Below are 16,812 nucleotides of genomic sequence, written 5' to 3' on the forward strand. Positions count from 1 at the left end.
GGTGGCGACAACCAAGCCGCCACATGCATGACCGGCACTCCCCTCGCCGCCGGGCCGGCGGAGAGGTGAAACGCCTGTGGAGCTGGTGTAAGACCTCAAGGAGAGTCCTCTCTGGCGGGCAACCGGCAGGGAAGCAGGAAAGCTCACGGGTGACCGTGGGAATCTCCCTCGTTCACGAGGGGAGGAGGTCAAGTGGTCAGTTTCTCCTTCAACGTCGCGACGATCTCGGCGAGTGGTACGGCGGTCTGCTCGCCGCTCGCCAGATCCTTCAGTTGTACGGCTTCCGCCTCGAGATCTCGCTCGCCGAGGATCAGGGCGTAGCGGGCGCCGCTCCGGTCGGCGGCCTTCATGGCGCCCTTGACACCCCGGCCGCCGAAGGCCATGTCCACCGAAACGCCTGCCCGGCGCAGCTTGCCGACCAGCGGGAAGATCCGCCGCTTGGCCTCTTCGCCCAGGGGGATGGCGAATACGTCGATGTGCCTGGCCCGCTCCGCGAGCAAACCTTCGGCCTCCATCGCGAGGACCGTACGGTCGACCCCGAGCGCCCACCCGACGCTGGGCAAAGGCGGGCCGCCGATCATCTCGCTCAGGCCGTCGTAGCGTCCTCCCCCGCCGACCGCGGACTGGGCTCCGAGGCCGTCGTGCAGGAACTCGAACGTCGTCCGCGTGTAGTAGTCGAGCCCGCGGACGAGCTTGGGATCGTCCGTGTAGGTCAGCCCGGCGCTGGTGAGCAGGCCGCGGACCTCCTCATGGTAGGCCTTGCAGGCCCCACAGAGGTGGTCGGTCACGAGGGGCGCGTTCACCAGCTGCGCCTGGACCTCGGGACGCTTGTCGTCGAGCACCCGCAGCGGGTTGATCTCGATGCGCTGGCGAGTGGCGTCGTCAAGGTCGAGCCCGCGCAGGAAGTCCTGCAGGGCCGCCCGGTACGCGGGGCGGCACTCCTTGCAGCCGAGCGAGTTGAGCAGCAGCCGCACATTCTTCAGGCCCAGCGAGGCGTAGCCGTCCGCGGCCAGGACGATCAGCTCCGCATCCAGAGCCGGGTCCTCAGCGCCCAGCGCCTCCGCGCCCACCTGCGAGAAGTGGCGGTAGCGGCCGGCCTGGGCCTTTTCGTAGCGGAAGTAACTTCCCGAGTACCAAAGCTTGATCGGGAGCGCTCCACCGTACAGGCCGTGCTCGATGACGGCGCGCACGACGCTCGCCGTGCCCTCGGGGCGCAGCGTCAGGGACTGGCCGCCCCTGCTCTGGAAGGTGTACATCTCCTTGCTCACGATGTCGGTCGACTCGCCGACCCCGCGCGAGAACAGGCCGGTGTCCTCGAACGCCGGCGTCTCGATGTACTCGTAGCCCGCACGGCGGGCGGGCGCGGACAGCGCGTCGCGCACGATGAGTGCCCACTCGGAGCGCGGCGGCATCCAGTCGAAGGTGCCCTTGGGCGCCTGAAAGCTCATTTACATTCCCCTGGTTGGGCCCGCGAACGGCACCGCCTCGGCGAGATACGGATTCGTGGCGCGTTCGCGGCCGATCGTCGTCTGTGGTCCGTGACCGGGCAGCACCGTCGTGTCGTCCGGCAGCGTCAGGCAGACGCCGCCCAGACTCCGCAGGATGGTCTGGTAGTCACCGCCCGGGAGGTCGGTGCGGCCGATGGAGCCGGCGAACAGCAGGTCACCGGAGAACATCACCTGTTCCCCTGGAAGCCTGAACGTCACCGACCCCCTGGTATGCCCGGGAGCGTGGTCGACCGTGATGGCCATGCCGGCGATGTCGAGCACCGCGCCGTCCGACAGCTCGCGAACGTCGTCGGGCTCGGTGAACCTCAGCCCGCCGAAGAGCTGCTGGCGGGCCATGAGCGACAGGCCCTTGCCGGGGTCGGTCAGCAGCTCGCGATCCTCGGGGTGGATCCAGGCGGGCACATCCCGCGCTCCGCAGACCGGCGCGACCGACCACACATGATCGATGTGACCGTGCGTGAGCAGCACGGCGACCGGCTTCAGCCGGTGCTCGCGCAGCAGGTCGTCCAGGTCCTTGACAGCGTCCTGACCTGGGTCGACGATCACGCACTCCTCCCCCGCCGCGGGAGCCACGACGTAGCAGTTGGCCTGGAAGGAGCCTGCGGGAAAGCCGTCGATGAGCACGGAAACGGTCCTCGGTGTGATCGATCTCGTCAAGGAAAGCGGATGGGAATGTAACCGAAGGGTACCGGTGCGGGTCGCCGGGCTGCGAACCATTACCCCGGGGCCGATACGATTCGCCCACTCCATAAAGGTGGCGGTCGTCCAGTGAGGCGGCCAAACAGGATCAACTCGGACAGTCGGGAGGGCGCAACGGTGGCGACCGGCAAGGACCGTCAAAAGCAGCTGGCACGAGAGCATTACGAACGGCAGATGCAGCGACGCGCCGAGCGGCAGGCTCGGCAGAAGCGCGTGGCGATCTTCGGCACGACCGTGGGCGTGCTCGTGGTGGTGGGCGGCATCTTCGCGGCCGTCGCGCTGGTCGGCGGCGGCGGCTCCAAGACCGAGGCGGCGGCCTCGCCTTCGGCCTCGGCCTCGGCCTCCGCCGCCCCTTCGGCGGCGGCGGGGCCCAAGCCGTACGACGCGGCCACCGGCACGTGTGACTACGTCGCCGACACCAACGGCGCACCGGCGAAGAACGTCGGCATGCCGCCGGCGAAGCCGGACAAGTCCGCGAAGACGATGACCATCGCCACCAACCACGGCGACATCGTGGTGGCTCTGGCCACCGACAAGGCACCCTGCACCGTCAACTCCATGGCATTCCTGGCCAAGAAGAAGTTCTTCGACGGCTCCAAGTGCCACCGCATGGGGCCGGCCAGCTTCCCGATGCTCCAGTGCGGCGACCCGCTGGCCAAGGCCGACGGCAAGAGCCAGACCGATGGTCAGGGCGGGCCGGGCTACCGGATGGCCGAGGAGAACCTCTCCGGCGCCAAGTACACCCGCGGAGTGGTGGCCATGGCCAAGAGCCAGGCGCCCGGCAGCACCGGCAGCCAGTTCTTCATCATCTTCGGTGACCTCCAGCTCCCCGCGGAGTACACCCCGTTCGGTACCGTCACAAAGGGGCTCAAAATCCTCGACGACGTGAGCAAGAAGGGCGTGCTGCCGGGCGGCCTGGGCGACGGCTCGGGGGCTCCCAAGGACCCGGTCGAAATCAAACACGTGACAATCTCTGGCAAGAGCTGACGTAATACAACCAAGGACGCACAGCGTCCTGGAGGCTGATTCGAGTGCGGGAGGACACGGTGAGCACCGACCCGTGGGGCCGGGTAGACGACGACGGCACCGTCTACGTACGTACGGCTGAGGGAGAACGGGCCGTCGGGTCCTGGCAGGCCGGTGAACCGGAAGAGGCCCTCGCCTACTTCCATCGCAAGTACGACGAGCTGGCGACCCAGGTGGAACTGCTGGAACAGCGGCTCCGCGGCACCGACCTGCCACCCGCCCAGGCGGAGGCGACGATCGTCAAGCTGCGCGAGTCGATCGCGGAGGCGCACGCGGTCGGCGACCTGGCCGCGCTGGAGGGCCGTCTCTCGGCGCTCAGCGAACTGGTCGGCAAGCGCCGTGAGGAGGTCAAGGCCGCCCGCGACCAGGCACGCGCCCAGTCGCGGGAGATCAAGGAACGCATCGTCGCCGAGGCCGAGCGCATCGCCGAGGACACCACTCACTGGAAGTCCGGCGGTGAGCGGCTGCGCCAGCTCGTCGAGGAGTGGAAGGCCGCCGAACGCATCGACCGGGTCACCGAGGCGGCCCTGTGGAAGCGGCTGTCGGCCGCCCGCACGGCCTTCGCCAAGCGGCGCAAGTCCTACTTCGCCGGCCTGGACGAGCAGCGGGAGTCGGTGCGCAGCGTCAAGGAGCGCATCGTCGCCGAGGCCGAGGCCCTGGCCGCCTCCACCGACTGGGGCGAGACCGCCTCGGCCTACCGCGAGCTCATGCGCCAGTGGAAGACCGCCGGGCGGGCCTCCCGGGAGGCCGAGGACGACCTGTGGACCCGCTTCAAGGGGGCCCAGGATCTGTTCTTCCAGGCCCGCTCCGCGGTGTTCGCCGAGCGTGACGCCTCGCTCCGCGAGAACGCCGAGGCCAAGGAGCGCATCCTCGCCGACGCCGAGCGCATCCTGCCGGTCACCGACGCCCGGGCCGCGCGCGCCGCGCTGCGCGGCGTGCTCGAGCGCTGGGAGTCCGTCGGGCCGGTGCCGCGCGAGTCCAGGGACAAGCTGGAGGGCGGGCTGCGCCGCATCGACGAGGCCGTGCGCAAGGCCGAGGAGGCCGAGTGGAAGCGGTCCAACCCCGAGGCCCGCGCCCGCGCGCAGAACACCGTCGACCAGCTGCGCAGGTCCATCGAGCAGCTCGAAGGACGCCTGGCCAAGGCCGGCGCCGCAGGTAAGGACAAGGACGTCAAGGAGGCCGAGGAGGCCATCGCCGCCCGCCGCTCGTGGCTGGAGGAGGCCGAGCGCACCCTCGCCGAGTTCTCCTGACCGGCCCGATCCCGGGTCCCGCCCATCGGGGGGGCGGCCCCGGGCCTCACCCGGCGGGGACCTTGCCGGTCCCGCCAGAAACGCCCCGAGCTCTTCCCCGCGCCCCGATCGGCTCCTTCTCCCCGCCCCCGGCCCTCCTGACCGCCCCGCGAGGGCCCTCCTGACCGCCCCGCGTGATCAGTTGGTGACGCGGTAGACGTCGTAGACGCCCTGGATGTTGCGGACCGCCTTCAGGACGTGACCCAGGTGCTTGGGATCGCCCATCTCGAAGGTGAACTTGCTGACCGCGGTGCGGTCGCGCGAGGTGGTCACCGAGGCCGACAGGATGTTCACGTGCTGGTCGGACAGCATACGGGTGACGTCCGACAGCAGGCGGGGCCGGTCGAGCGCCTCCACCTGGATGGCCACCAGGAACACCGAGTCGTCGCTGGGCGACCAGCTCACCTCGACCAGCCGGTCCGGCTCGGACCTGAGCTGCTCGATGTTGGGGCAGTTGGTGCGGTGCACCGACACCCCGTGCCCCCGCGTCACGAACCCCACGATCTCGTCGCCGGGCACCGGCGTGCAACAGCGCGACAGGCGTACCCAGACATCGGAGTCACCCGCCACGATCACCCCGGCGTTGGTGCCGGTGCGCGGGCGGCCCCGCATCTTGGTCGGCACCGCCGCCTCGGCGATGTCCTCCTCGGCGGCGTCCACTCCGCCGAGCGACTGGACGAGCTTCTCGACGACCGACTGCGCGCCTGTGTGGCCCTCTCCGACGGCCGCGTAGAGCGCCGAGACATCGGGGTAGCGAAGGTCCCTGGCGAGCGCCAGGAGGCTCTCTCCGGACATCAGGCGCTGCAACGGGAGGCCCTGCTTGCGCATGGCCCGGCCGATGGCCTCCTTGCCCGCCTCGATCGCCGTCTCGCGGCGCTCCTTGGAGAACCACTGACGGATCTTGTTGCGCGCCCGGCCGCTCTTGACGAACTTCAGCCAGTCACGGGAGGGGCCCGCGTCGGGTGACTTGGAGGTGAAGATCTCGACGGCGTCGCCGTTGCTCAGCCGCGACTCCAGCGGCACCAGCCGGCCGTTCACGCGGGCGCCGATGCACCGGTGGCCGACCTCGGTGTGCACGGCGTAGGCGAAGTCGACCGGCGTGGCGCCCTCGGGAAGCGCGATCACCTGGCCGCGCGGGGTGAAGACGAACACCTCCGACACCGACAGGTCGAACCTCAGCGACTCCAGGAACTCGCCAGGGTCGGAGGTCTCCTTCTGCCAGTCGAGGAGCTGGCGGAGCCAGGCCATGTCCCCCGCGGTCTTCATGCGGGCTCCGGCGGGGCCGGAGGCGCCGATCTCCTCCTTGTACTTCCAGTGGGCCGCCACGCCGTACTCAGCGCGGTGGTGCATCGCCCGGGTGCGGATCTGCAGCTCCACCGGCTTGCCCTCGGGCCCGATGACCGTCGTGTGCAGCGACTGGTACATGTTGAACTTGGGCATCGCGATGTAGTCCTTGAACCGGCCGGGCACCGGGTTCCACCGCGCGTGGATCGTTCCGAGCGCCGCGTAGCAGTCGCGCACCGTGTCGACCAGCACGCGGATGCCCACCAGGTCGTAGATGTCGTCGAACGCGACCTCACGCGCGATCATCTTCTGGTAGATCGAGTAGTAGTGCTTGGGCCTGCCCTTGACCGTCGCGCGGATCTTGGCCTCCCGCAGGTCGGCGGAGACCTTCTCGATCACCTCCTGCAGGAACAGGTCGCGGCGGGGCGCGCGCTCGGACACCATGCGGGCGATCTCGTCGTACCGCTTGGGGTAGAGCATCCCGAAGGCGAGATCCTCGAGCTCCCACTTGATGGTGTTCATGCCGAGCCGGTGGGCCAGCGGCGCGAAGATCTCCAGCGTCTCGCGGGCCTTCTGCTCCTGCTTGTGCCTCGGCAGGTAGCGCAGGGTGCGCATGTTGTGCAGGCGGTCGGCGAGCTTGATGACCAGCACCCGGATGTCGCGCGACATCGCCACGACCATCTTGCGGACGGTCTCGGCCTGCGCGGCGTCGCCGAACTTCACCTTGTCGAGCTTGGTGACCCCGTCGACCAGCAGCGAGATGTTCTCTCCGAAGTCCGCGCTCAGCTCATCGAGGCCGTAGGCGGTGTCCTCGACGGTGTCGTGGAGCAGCGCCGCGCACAGGGTCTCGTCGTCGGTGCCGAGCTCGGCCAGGATCGTCGCCACCGCGAGCGGGTGGGTGATGTACGGGTCGCCGCTCTTTCGCTTCTGATCGCGATGGTGGTAGGCGGCCACGTCGTAGGCACGCTCGATCAGGCGCAGGTCGGCCTTGGGATGGGTGGCCCGGACCGTCTTGAAAAGCGGTTCCAGAACCGGATTCATCGCGCCACCCCACTGCCCCCCGAACCGGGAAAGCCTGCGGCGTACGGCAGGCGCCGGTTTGTCGTCCGTGCCTGCGGACGTGGCTAAACCCGTTTCGTCCGCGGGCGCGGAAACCGGCTCAGGGGTGTCGGTCACTTCGGGCAAGGCCACATCACGGGGCACTCAGACTCCTCACGTCGAGTCCAGATCCTCCAGTGTATCCACGCTGGGGACGCCGACCTCGCGGAGGAGTCGATCAGACGGCCACCAGGGCGCGCACGTCGACGTCCGGCAGACGGTCGCGCCCCTTGAGGAAGGCTAGTTCCATCAGCACGGACACGCCCACGACGTGGGCGCCCGCCCGGCTGACCAGCTCCACCGTCGCCTGGGCGGTGCCGCCCGTGGCGAGCACGTCATCGACGATGAGAACCCGGTCGCCCGGAGAGAAGGCGTCGCGGTGCACTTCGATGACGGCGGAGCCGTACTCCAGATCGTAGGACGCTTCGAGCGTCTCGGCAGGGAGTTTGCCCTTTTTACGGACAGGCACAAATCCCGCGCCGGCCCGGTACGCGACCGGCGCGGCCAGGATGAAGCCGCGGGCCTCGATGCCGACGACCTTGTCGACCGCGAGTTCGTCGGCCAGGGCGTCGATCACCGCGCAGAACGCGACGTGGTCGCCGAGCAGTGGCGTGATGTCCTTGAAGACGACACCGGCCTGGGGATAGTCCGGGACGTCCCTGATGCGGTCGAGGATCGTCGTGGTGAGGTCGGTCATAGGGGGCTTTCCTTCCAAACGGCAATGAAGCGCCCCCGTGATACCAGCTCACGGGGGCGCCGTGGGGAACCGCCTCGGCTGCTAGCGCTTCTTGCGCTTGTCCGTGGCCACCGCCCCGTTCGCCGAGCCCGTGGTGGCGGCGGCGTGCTCCTTGCCCTTGCCCTTGCCGCCCGCGGGGACGGCGTCCTTCACCGGCGAGGACTTGCCGGCGAGCCGCTTGGCGATCGCCATGTACTTCGGCTCGCGCTCCTTGAGGTTCACCAGCAGCGGGGTCGCCACGCACAGCGAGGAGTACGTGCCGACGATCATGCCGACGAACAGGGCCAGCGACAGGTCCTTCAGCGTGCCCGCGCCGAACAGCGTGGTGCCGATGAACAGGATCGCCGCGACCGGCAGGATCGCCACCAGCGAGGTGTTCAGGGAGCGGATCAGCGTGTGGTTCAGCGCGTTGTTCGCGGCCTCGGTGTAGGTCATCTTGGCGGTCGTGCCGAGCTTGGCGGTGACCTCCTTGATCATGTCGAACACGACGACCGCGTCGTACAGCGAGTAACCGAGGATCGTGAGGAAGCCCAGCATGGTCGCCGGCGTCACCTCGAACCCCGACCACGCGTAGATGCCGGCGGTGATGATCAGGTCGTGGATCAGCGCGACCACCGCGGCCAGCGCCATTTTCCACTCGAAGGCCATCGTGAGGTACAGGATGATCGCGATCATGAAGACGATCAGGCCGATGACGGCCTTGTTGAGCACCTCACCACCCCAGGTGGCGCCGATGATCTGCTTGTCGACCTCGTGACCGGCGATCTTGTACTTCGCGGAGATGGCGTCCTGGACCTTGGTCACCTCCGCCGCCGGCAGGCTCTGGGTGGTGACCCGCCAGCGCGTTCCGGCCTCCTGCACGATCACCTGGTGCGCGCCGGCGCCCTCCACCGTGGAGCGGACGTCCTCGATGGAGGAGGCCGCCGGCTTGGTGAAGCTGAACACCGAGCCGCCCTTGAACTCGATGCCCAGGTTGAGCCCCTGGACCAGCAGGCCGACGATCGAGATCAGCAGCAGCGTTCCGGACAGGACGGACCAGAGCTTGTACCGGCCGACGAAGTCGATGTTGACCTCGCCGCGGTAGAGGCGGCGCCCGATCGTACCGATGCGCGACATCAGCCCTCCTGCGGAACGGTCGTGCGGGCGGTGGACGTCTCGCGTCCCATGCGCTCGGCGTCGATGCCCGAGAGCTTGTGCCCCTTGGCGAAGAACGGCAGCTTGGCCATCAGCGCCACGAACGGCTTGGTGAACAGGAACACCACGGCGATGTCGATCAGCGTGGTCAGGCCCATCGCGAAGGCGAACCCGGCGACGCCGCCGACGGCCAGGAAGTAGAGCACCACCGCGGCGATGAACATGACCGCGTCGGCGATCAGGATCGTGCGCCGCGCGCGCACCCAGGCGACCTCGACCGCCACCCGGAGCGACCGCCTGCCTTCCTTCATCTCGTCGCGCATGCGCTCGAAGTAGACGATGAAGGAGTCGGCGGTGATGCCGATCGAGACGATCAGGCCGATGATGTGCGGCAGCGAGAGCCGGAAGTTGGCGTTGTGGCCGAGGATGACCACGGTCCCGTACGTCAGGATCGTCGCCACCCCGAGGCTCGCCACCGCGACCAGGCCGAGGCCCCGGTAGTAGAACAGCGAGTAGAGCACCACGAGGATCAGGCCGATGGCGCCCGCGAGCAGGCCGCCCCTGAGCTGGTCGGCCCCCAGCGTGCCGGAGACCTCCTCGATCGAGCTCTGCACGAACTTCAGCGGCAGCGCGCCGTACTTGAGCTGGCTGGCCAGGTCGGTGGCGGTCTTCTGGGTGAAGCTGCCGGAGATGCGGGCCTGGCCGCCGGGGATGGGCTCCTCGATGACGGGAGCCGAGATGACGACGCCGTCCAGCACCATGGCGAGCTGGTTGCGCGGCTGGGGCGCGCTCGTGATCTCACCGGTGATCTTCGCGAACTGGCTGGCGCCCTGGCTCTTGAAGTTGACCGAGACGATCCACTCGCCGGTGGTGGAGTCGACGCCGGACTGGGCGCCGGAGACCTCCGTGCCCTTCACCGCCGCCTTCTCCAGGATGTACTTGGCGGTGCCGTCGTCGCTGCACGCCGCGAGCTGCTTGTTCGCGTCGTCCTGGACGCCCTGGCCGCGGTCCTTCTTGGTGCAGTCGAGCTTCTTGAACTGCTCGGCCACGGCCGGGTCGACGCCGGTGAAGTCGACGCCGGCGAGCGGGTCGTCCGCGGAGTCGGTGGGCTGCACGCTGGGCTGGCCCGACGGAGCCGAGGCGCTCGGCTCGGGGGTCGCCTTGCCCGTCGCCTTGCCCGACGAGGACGCGGACGGAGCGGGCGTCGGAGCGGTCAGCGCCGACGACAGCGCCCGGCCCGCGGGCGTGCCGCTTGGCGCCGGCTTGGCGGTCGACGACGGCTGGGCGGTCGCGGTCGGCTTGGCCGAGCCCTTGCCCGTGGGCGCCGGGCTGCCGCTGCCGGACGGCTGGGGCGTCGCCGGCGAGGTCGGCAGCTTGTCCGGCACGGGGGCGGCCGCGGCCACCGCGAGCACTTGACGGAAGCGCAGCTCGGCCGTGGTGCCTACGAGCCCGACGACCTCGTCCTGCCCGGCGCCGGGAACCGAGATGACGATGTTGTCACCCGACTTCGCGACCTCGGCGTCGGAGATGCCCGTGCCGTTCACCCGCTCGCGGATGATGTTGACGGCCAAGTCGAGGCTCTCCTGGGAGGGAGCCGCGCCGCTCTGGGTCTTCGGTGACAGCGTCACCGTGGTGCCACCGGCGAGGTCGAGGCCGAACTTGGGCACGAAGGCCTTCTGCAGGAGCATCACCCCGCCCATGGCGAGAATGAGCGCCAGGAGCGCCAGGAGCACACGTCCCGGCTTGCTCTGGCTACTGGTCGATGGGGCCACTGGTGGTCAGTTCTTTCGTCAAGGGGTTTGCGGTGAGCCTACTCAGGACTTCTTGTCGGTCGAGCCTTCGTCTCCCCGGACCTCCGGGGCGTCCATCGGCTTCACGTCGGTGACCGTGTCCGGCTCGCCGTCTTCATTGTCCACCGTCTCCTCCTCGACCGGGACGAGCACGCGGCCGATGGCCCCCTTGGTCCACCGGGTCTCGACGCCCGGCGCGATCTCCATGAGCACATCGTCGTCCTCGACGGCGGTGACGGTCGCGAACAGGCCGGTGGTGGTCATCACCCGGGTGCCGGGGGTCAGGCTGCTCTGCATCTGCGCCTGCTCCTGCTGCCGCTTGCGCTGCGGGCGGATGAGCAGGAAGTAAAACACCACGACCAGCAAGATCAGTGGCACGAACGATCCAAGGCCCTGCACGGGGCTTTCCTTCCGGTTAAGAACTGACCGGCCTGGCGCCGGAGGTCTGGCGGCTCGATCGGCACGGCCACACTCTGATCATGTCAGCGTACACAGCCAGCCAAGCCACGGAGTTTAGGCGAGCTTGTCAAAGCCCGGCAACGAACCCACGCTCCGGCACGCTGGAAAGTTCCCGTTGTCACCGATCTGTGACCGCGTGATACAGCGAGCTTGAAACTTTCAGGGACTTCCTGCCGCCCGTGCCCGCCACCTCCCCGGGAGCGGCTCACCGGGCACGGCGAGGGCCCCCGCCAGGGTCGCCGCGGCGCTGGATCCGCCCGGAACCGTTGTCAAGACCCGCAGTAAGGATACCGCCGGCCCCGGTGGAGACGACCGGGACGACGCGGCCGGCGGCGACCGCGGTGACCCGCCGACCGCCGGGCGTCCGGGCCCGCCGCCGGATCAGGGCCCCTGCCCGGGATCGTCGAACAGCGCCCGCTGGGCCGTCGCGCCGAAAGCGTCCGGCGGAGGGGTCAGGCCGAGATGCGACCAGGCCGACGCCGTCGCCACCCGCCCGCGCGGCGTCCGGGCGAGCAGGCCCTGCCGTACCAGGAAGGGCTCGGCGACGACCTCCACGGTCTCGGGCTCCTCGCCCACGGCCACGGCCAGCGTGGACAGCCCCACCGGGCCGCCGCCGAACTTGCGCAGCAGCGCGCCGAGGACGGCGCGGTCGAGCCGGTCGAGCCCTTCGGCGTCCACCTCGTAGAGGTTGAGCGCGGCGGAGGCGATGTCCCTGGTGATGACGCCTTCGGTGCGGACCTCCGCGAAGTCGCGCACCCGGCGGAGCAGGCGGTTGGCGATGCGCGGCGTGCCCCTGGACCTCCGGGCGATCTCGTGCCCGCCCTCGTCGGGAAGACCAAGCGCCAGCAGCCGCGCCGACCGGCGCAGTACCTGCTCGAGCTCCGCCACGTCGTAGAAGTCCATGTGGGCGACGAAGCCGAACCGGTCGCGCAGCGGGGCGGGCAGCAGGCCGGCGCGGGTCGTGGCCCCGACCAGGGTGAAGGGGGCGATCTCCAGCGGGATGGCGGTCGCCCCCGGCCCCTTGCCGACCACGATGTCGACCCGGAAGTCCTCCATGGCGAGGTAGAGCATCTCCTCGGCGGGGCGGGCCATGCGGTGGATCTCGTCGATGAACAGCACCTCGCCCTCCGACAGGGTCGACAGGATCGCCGCGAGGTCGCCCGCCCGCTCCAGGGCCGGCCCGGAGGTCAGCCGCAGGGGCATGCCGAGCTCCGCTGCGATGATCATGGCGAGGGTGGTCTTGCCGAGACCCGGCGAGCCGCTCATCAGGACGTGGTCGGGCGGCCGGCCCCGGCGCACCGCGCTTTCGAGCACCAGGGACAGCTGCTCGCGCACCCGGCCCTGGCCGATGAACTCGCTCAGCCGCTTGGGCCGCAACGCGGACTCGATCGCCTGCTCGTCCGGCTCCGCGTCCGGGGACACCAGATGATCTCGCTCAAGGCTCATCGCGCGGCTCCCATCGCCTGCGCACCGCTCACCGGCGGGCCTCCATCACACACTGGCGTCACAGGCAGGGCCTCGTCGCACACCCGGCTCATCAGCCCGCCCCTATCGCACACCCGGCTCATCAGGCGGCGCCTGTCGCGCACCCGGCTGATCGCGCGGCGCCCTGTCCACACTCGGCTCATCGGGCGGCGCCTATCGCACGCTCAGGGCCCGCAGGGCCGCCTTCAGCAGGGCCGCGACCGCCGGGGTGCGCCCCGCGGCGAGCTCCGCGTCGGCCTCGGGCGTCACGATCGCGATCGCCTCGTCGGCGTCCCTGGCCGAGTAGCCGAGCCCGACGAGGCCGGAGTGCACCTGCTCGCGCCAGGCGGGCTTGCTCGCCTGGCCGTTGAGCGCGGCGGCGACGGCCGCGTCCGGGGTGCCGAGCTTGTCCTTCAGCTCCAGGATGATGCGCTGCGCCCCCTTCTGCCCGATGCCGGGGACCATGGTGAGCGCCTTGACATCGGCGGCGGCGACCGCGACCCGCAGAGCGTTCGGCGCGTGGACGGCGAGCATCGCGAGCGCGAGCCTCGGGCCGACGCCCGAGGCGGTCTGCACCAGCTCGAAGACCACGCGCTCGTCGTCGGTGGTGAAGCCGTAGAGGGTCAGGGACTCCTCGCGGACCACCAGCGAGGTGGCCAGCCGGGCCTGCTCCCCCACCCGGAGGGTCCCCAGCGTGCCGGGCGTGCAGTGGACCAGGATGCCGACGCCGCCCACCTCGACCACCGCCGAGTCGGGGGCGAGGGCCGCGACGCGGCCGGAGACCGACGCGATCACAGGGCCGCTCCCTTCGAGGGCCGGGCGGGACCGCCGCCCGGCACGTCACCGGCCGCGGCGGCCTCACCGGTCGGGGAAGGCCTCCTCGCCGGGCGGGCCCCGGGCAGACGTGAGGCGCCCGGCCTGGCCTTGGCGAGGGCCTCGGCCAGGCGGTTCTGGGTGCCGCCCCGCCAGATGTGGCAGATGGCCAGGGCCAGCGCGTCGGCGGCGTCGGCCGGCTTGGGCATGGCGTCGAGCCGGAGCAGGCGGGTCACCATCGCGCCCACCTGGGCCTTGTCGGCGTTGCCGTACCCGGTGATCGCGGCCTTCACCTCCGACGGCGTGTGCAGCGCGACGGGCAGGCCCCGGCGGGCGGCGCAGACGATCGCCACGGCGGAGGCCTGGGCCGTGCCCATGACGGTGCGCAGGTTGCTCTGGCTGAAGACCCGCTCGACCGCGACGGCGTCGGGTCTCACCTCGTCGAGCCAGCGCTCGATCTCGGCCTCGATCGCGACCAGGCGCGCGCCGATGTCGTCGCCCGCGGGGGTGCGGGCGACGCCCACCTTGACCAGCGACAGCGGGGCTCCCGCGCGTCCTTCGACGGCGCCGAGCCCGCACCGGGTCAGCCCGGGGTCGACCCCCATCACCCGCAGCTCCGGCAGCCGCACCGGCACGCACGCCTCCCAAGAACGCCGAACACCTGTTCGGCCCGCACTCTACCCCGGCCGCCGCGGCGGCGCACCACCGACACGCCCGGCCTGAGGCCCGGTCAGAAGTAGTCGATCATGTACGGCTTGGCGGCGAAGGCGGCGCCGAGGAGGTCGTCTGCGGCGGGGGTGCCGCCGGTGAGCAGCCCGGCACGGCGCAGGGCGCTGGTCTGCACGCCCGCGAACAGGGCCGACATGCCGCCGATGGTGAGGCGGGACGTCTCCTGCCCGGCGGGCGCGGTCGTGGCGGTGGCCGTGCCGGCGCCGCCGGAGATCGAAAGGCGCCAGGCGCCGGAGTTGGCCGGGCGCTGCGGGTCGTTCACCTCGACGACGGTGTCGGCCTCGACTCCGGCCGGGTACCCGCGCCCGGCGACGGCGGAGGCCAGGTCGACGATCCGGAACATCCAGCGGGTCTGGTCGACCGTGTCGTACGAGCGCTCGCGCAGCAGCCACAGCATCGGGTCGTCGGGCTCGACGCTGGCGGTCACCGTGGTGGCGATGGAGGAGGCCGTGCCGACCAGTGACCACAGCGCCCTCGCCGTGGTCTCCGAGCCGGCCACCAGGTTGTCCACGTCGATGTTCCCCTCCTGCCAGCGGTAGAGGACGAAGCCGTCGTCGGCCAGGTAGCCGAAGTCGTCCTCGTCCGACAGCCGGCGCCGGACGGAGCGCTCATCCCAGCCCAGCGGGCCGCAGGCGCGCGTGGCGGCGTAGACGCGCCGGAGGGTGCCCATCAGCTCGGGGGCGTCGTCGGGGACCGATCTGCGCAGCTTGACGCCGCCCTCGCGGGCGCCCAGCCCCCGGAGGGCCTCCGTGCGCAGCGTGACGCGGTTGCGGGCGCCGGCGTGCTCGTAACCGAGGCTCCGGTACAGCGGGGTGGTCGCGGGATAGAGCGCGGAGACGACGTGGCCGAGCTCGGCGCAGCGCTCGATCGTGCCTTGCATGAGGAAACGCCCCACCCCGCGCCCGCGGTCCTCCGGGGCGACGGTGACGCTCGCGACGCCGCCCATCGACACCGCACGGCCATGCCACCACTGCTCGTAGTCGTTGATCCTGCTGGTGGCGATCAGGCGGTCGCCGTCGAAGACGCCGAGGTAGCGACCCTCGGCGAGCACCGGCGCCACCATCTCGCGCCACTGCTCGACGCTGCTCGGGGGCAGGGGGCCGAAGGCGCGCTTGCGGTTGTCGAGCACGGCGTCGAGGTCGCCGGCCGTCACATCACGGATTTCCACAACGGTCCAACCTATGGCGACCGCCCCGACCAGGTCGAACCGTTTTCCCGGCCACCGGCGCCGCCGCACGGCGGCGCCGCGTCCACCGCGCCGCGATCCGCCGTACCGGCGCCGGCGAGCACGTCGGCGGCGAACGGAGAAGACCGTCCCCCGCCGGACATCCCGCGTCCGAGGATCTAGTCGAGCTTGGCCAGCACGTCGTCGGAGACCTCGAAGTTGGCGTAGACGTTCTGCACGTCGTCGCTGTCCTCCAGGGCGTCGATGAGGCGGAAGACCTTGCGCGCGGCGTCCTCGTCGAGGGGGACGCTCAGCGTCGGCATGAAGCCGCTCTCGGCCGAGTCGTAGTCGATGCCGGCGTCCTGCAGCGCCTTGCGGACCGGGACGAGGTCACCGGCCTCGGACACGACCTCGAAGGAGTCGCCGAGGTCGTTGACCTCCTCGGCGCCGGCGTCCAGGACGGCGGTCAGCACGTCGTCCTCGCTCAGCTCGCCCTTGGGGACGATGACGACGCCCTTGCGGTTGAACATGTACGACACCGAGCCCGGGTCGGCCATCGAGCCGCCGTTGCGCGTCATGGCCACGCGGACCTCGGAGGCCGCGCGGTTGCGGTTGTCGGTGAGGCACTCGACGAGCACCGCGACGCCGCCGGGCGCGTACCCCTCGTACATGATGGTCTGCCAGTCGGCGCCGCCCGCCTCAAGACCGCCGCCCCGCTTGCGGGCGCGCTCGATGTTGTCCACCGGCACCGAGCTCTTGCGTGCCTTCTGGATGGCGTCGTAGAGGGTCGGGTTGCCCTCAGGGTCGGGGCCACCGGTACGGGCCGCCACCTCGATGTTCTTGATGAGCTTCGCGAAGAGCTTGCCGCGCTTGGCGTCAATCACGGCCTTCTTGTGCTTCGTCGTCGCCCATTTGGAGTGGCCGGACATCGGCTAGAGCTCCCTCACCATCTCGACAAAATACGAATGAACCCGCGTGTCCCCGGTCAGCTCAGGGTGGAAGGACGTCGCGAGCAGAGGTCCCTGCCGGACCGCGACGATCCTATCCCCCGGCTCGGCCAGACCCAGCACCTCGACATCCGCGCCGACGGACTCGACCCAGGGGGCCCTGATGAAGACGGCGCGCATCAGACCGCGTCCCGCGAAGTCCAAGGATGCCTCAAAAGAGTCGACCTGGCGGCCGAAGGCGTTACGGCGCACCACCATGTCGAGGCCGCCGAGGGTCTGCTGGCCCTCGATGCCGCCTTCGATGCGGTCGGCCAGCATGATCATCCCGGCGCAGGAGCCGTAGGTCGGCATGCCCGACTTCACGCGCAGCCGCAACGGTTCGAGCAGCTCGAACGCCTCGGCGAGCTTCCACATGGTCGTGGACTCGCCGCCGGGCACGACCAGCGCGTCCACGGCCTCAAGCTCCGCCGGGCGGCGAACGGTCACGGCCCTGGCTCCGGCCGCCTCGAGGGAGCGGGCGTGTTCACGCACGTCGCCCTGGAGGGCGAGCACGCCGATCGTCGGCGCAGAGGTCACCGGTCTTCCTCTCGATCACTTTCGTTCGTCGCTCGGACGCCCAAGGTCGCGCCAGGCACGGCCTCGCGCCGTCCCCTGGCGCTTCGCGGAGGCGA

At 70.4% G+C, this 16,812-nt stretch carries 15 protein-coding genes; 2 read left to right on the plus strand and 13 right to left on the minus strand.

Translation table 11 applies throughout. The features are described 5' to 3' along the window. Nucleotides 1-188: 188 nt before the first annotated feature. Complete coding sequence (gene hisS / locus MYF83_RS10690) at nucleotides 189-1,448, minus strand: histidine--tRNA ligase (protein WP_248960090.1); 1,260 nt, start codon at nucleotides 1,446-1,448, stop codon at nucleotides 189-191. Further along, complete coding sequence (locus tag MYF83_RS10695) at nucleotides 1,449-2,132, minus strand: MBL fold metallo-hydrolase (RefSeq protein WP_248960091.1); 684 nt, start codon at nucleotides 2,130-2,132, stop codon at nucleotides 1,449-1,451. It abuts the gene before it with no gap. A 249-nt stretch (nucleotides 2,133-2,381) separates the two neighbouring features. Between MYF83_RS10695 and MYF83_RS10700 the strand changes: the two genes are divergently transcribed. Beyond that, the gene (locus tag MYF83_RS10700; protein WP_248960092.1) at nucleotides 2,382-3,194 is read left to right on the plus strand and encodes a peptidylprolyl isomerase; all 813 of its coding nucleotides are present in this window, start codon (nucleotides 2,382-2,384) and stop codon (nucleotides 3,192-3,194) included. 59 nt (nucleotides 3,195-3,253) lie between these two features. Next, on the plus strand, nucleotides 3,254-4,483 hold the full coding sequence (locus MYF83_RS10705) for a DUF349 domain-containing protein (protein WP_248960093.1): 1,230 nt from the start codon (nucleotides 3,254-3,256) through the stop codon (nucleotides 4,481-4,483). A gap of 177 nt (nucleotides 4,484-4,660) precedes the next feature. Here the strand turns inward: MYF83_RS10705 and MYF83_RS10710 are convergent, their stop codons facing one another. From MYF83_RS10710 to pdxT, 11 genes are all read right to left on the minus strand, one after another. Continuing rightward, entirely contained in the window at nucleotides 4,661-6,847 is a 2,187-nt protein-coding gene (locus MYF83_RS10710) for a RelA/SpoT family protein (protein ID WP_248960094.1), read from the minus strand. A gap of 235 nt (nucleotides 6,848-7,082) precedes the next feature. Further along, nucleotides 7,083-7,601: an adenine phosphoribosyltransferase gene (locus MYF83_RS10715; protein WP_248960095.1), complete on the minus strand. Its 519-nt coding sequence runs from the start codon at nucleotides 7,599-7,601 to the stop codon at nucleotides 7,083-7,085. An 81-nt stretch (nucleotides 7,602-7,682) separates the two neighbouring features. After that, nucleotides 7,683-8,756, minus strand: coding sequence for a protein translocase subunit SecF (gene secF, locus MYF83_RS10720; RefSeq protein ID WP_248960096.1), 1,074 nt, complete (start codon nucleotides 8,754-8,756; stop codon nucleotides 7,683-7,685). Continuing rightward, nucleotides 8,756-10,507, minus strand: coding sequence for a protein translocase subunit SecD (gene secD, locus MYF83_RS10725; RefSeq protein WP_308201430.1), 1,752 nt, complete (start codon nucleotides 10,505-10,507; stop codon nucleotides 8,756-8,758). The genes secF and secD overlap by 1 nt, the downstream gene beginning before the upstream one ends. A gap of 81 nt (nucleotides 10,508-10,588) precedes the next feature. Beyond that, nucleotides 10,589-10,942 carry a preprotein translocase subunit YajC gene (gene yajC, locus MYF83_RS10730; RefSeq protein ID WP_248960097.1) on the minus strand — a complete coding sequence of 118 codons (354 nt, stop codon included), beginning with the start codon at nucleotides 10,940-10,942 and terminating at the stop codon, nucleotides 10,589-10,591. 462 nt (nucleotides 10,943-11,404) lie between these two features. Continuing rightward, nucleotides 11,405-12,469, minus strand: a complete 1,065-nt coding sequence (gene ruvB / locus MYF83_RS10735; RefSeq protein WP_248960098.1) for a Holliday junction branch migration DNA helicase RuvB — start codon at nucleotides 12,467-12,469, stop codon at nucleotides 11,405-11,407. A 192-nt stretch (nucleotides 12,470-12,661) separates the two neighbouring features. Continuing rightward, nucleotides 12,662-13,282, minus strand: a complete 621-nt coding sequence (gene ruvA, locus MYF83_RS10740) for a Holliday junction branch migration protein RuvA (protein ID WP_248960099.1) — start codon at nucleotides 13,280-13,282, stop codon at nucleotides 12,662-12,664. Beyond that, nucleotides 13,279-13,914, minus strand: a complete 636-nt coding sequence (gene ruvC, locus MYF83_RS10745; RefSeq protein WP_248960250.1) for a crossover junction endodeoxyribonuclease RuvC — start codon at nucleotides 13,912-13,914, stop codon at nucleotides 13,279-13,281. Before ruvC ends, ruvA begins: the two co-directional genes overlap by 4 nt. Before the next feature lie 116 nt (nucleotides 13,915-14,030). Further along, on the minus strand, nucleotides 14,031-15,197 hold the full coding sequence (locus MYF83_RS10750; RefSeq protein ID WP_248960100.1) for a GNAT family N-acetyltransferase: 1,167 nt from the start codon (nucleotides 15,195-15,197) through the stop codon (nucleotides 14,031-14,033). Nucleotides 15,198-15,373: 176 nt separating this feature from the next. Further along, nucleotides 15,374-16,123 carry a YebC/PmpR family DNA-binding transcriptional regulator gene (locus MYF83_RS10755; protein WP_248960101.1) on the minus strand — a complete coding sequence of 250 codons (750 nt, stop codon included), beginning with the start codon at nucleotides 16,121-16,123 and terminating at the stop codon, nucleotides 15,374-15,376. A 3-nt stretch (nucleotides 16,124-16,126) separates the two neighbouring features. Continuing rightward, nucleotides 16,127-16,717: a pyridoxal 5'-phosphate synthase glutaminase subunit PdxT gene (gene pdxT / locus MYF83_RS10760; RefSeq protein ID WP_248960102.1), complete on the minus strand. Its 591-nt coding sequence runs from the start codon at nucleotides 16,715-16,717 to the stop codon at nucleotides 16,127-16,129. Between the last annotated feature and the right edge of the window lie 95 nt (nucleotides 16,718-16,812).

It is taken from the genome of Sphaerisporangium perillae, assembly GCF_023276435.1.
Taxonomy (GTDB): domain Bacteria; phylum Actinomycetota; class Actinomycetes; order Streptosporangiales; family Streptosporangiaceae; genus Sphaerisporangium; species Sphaerisporangium perillae.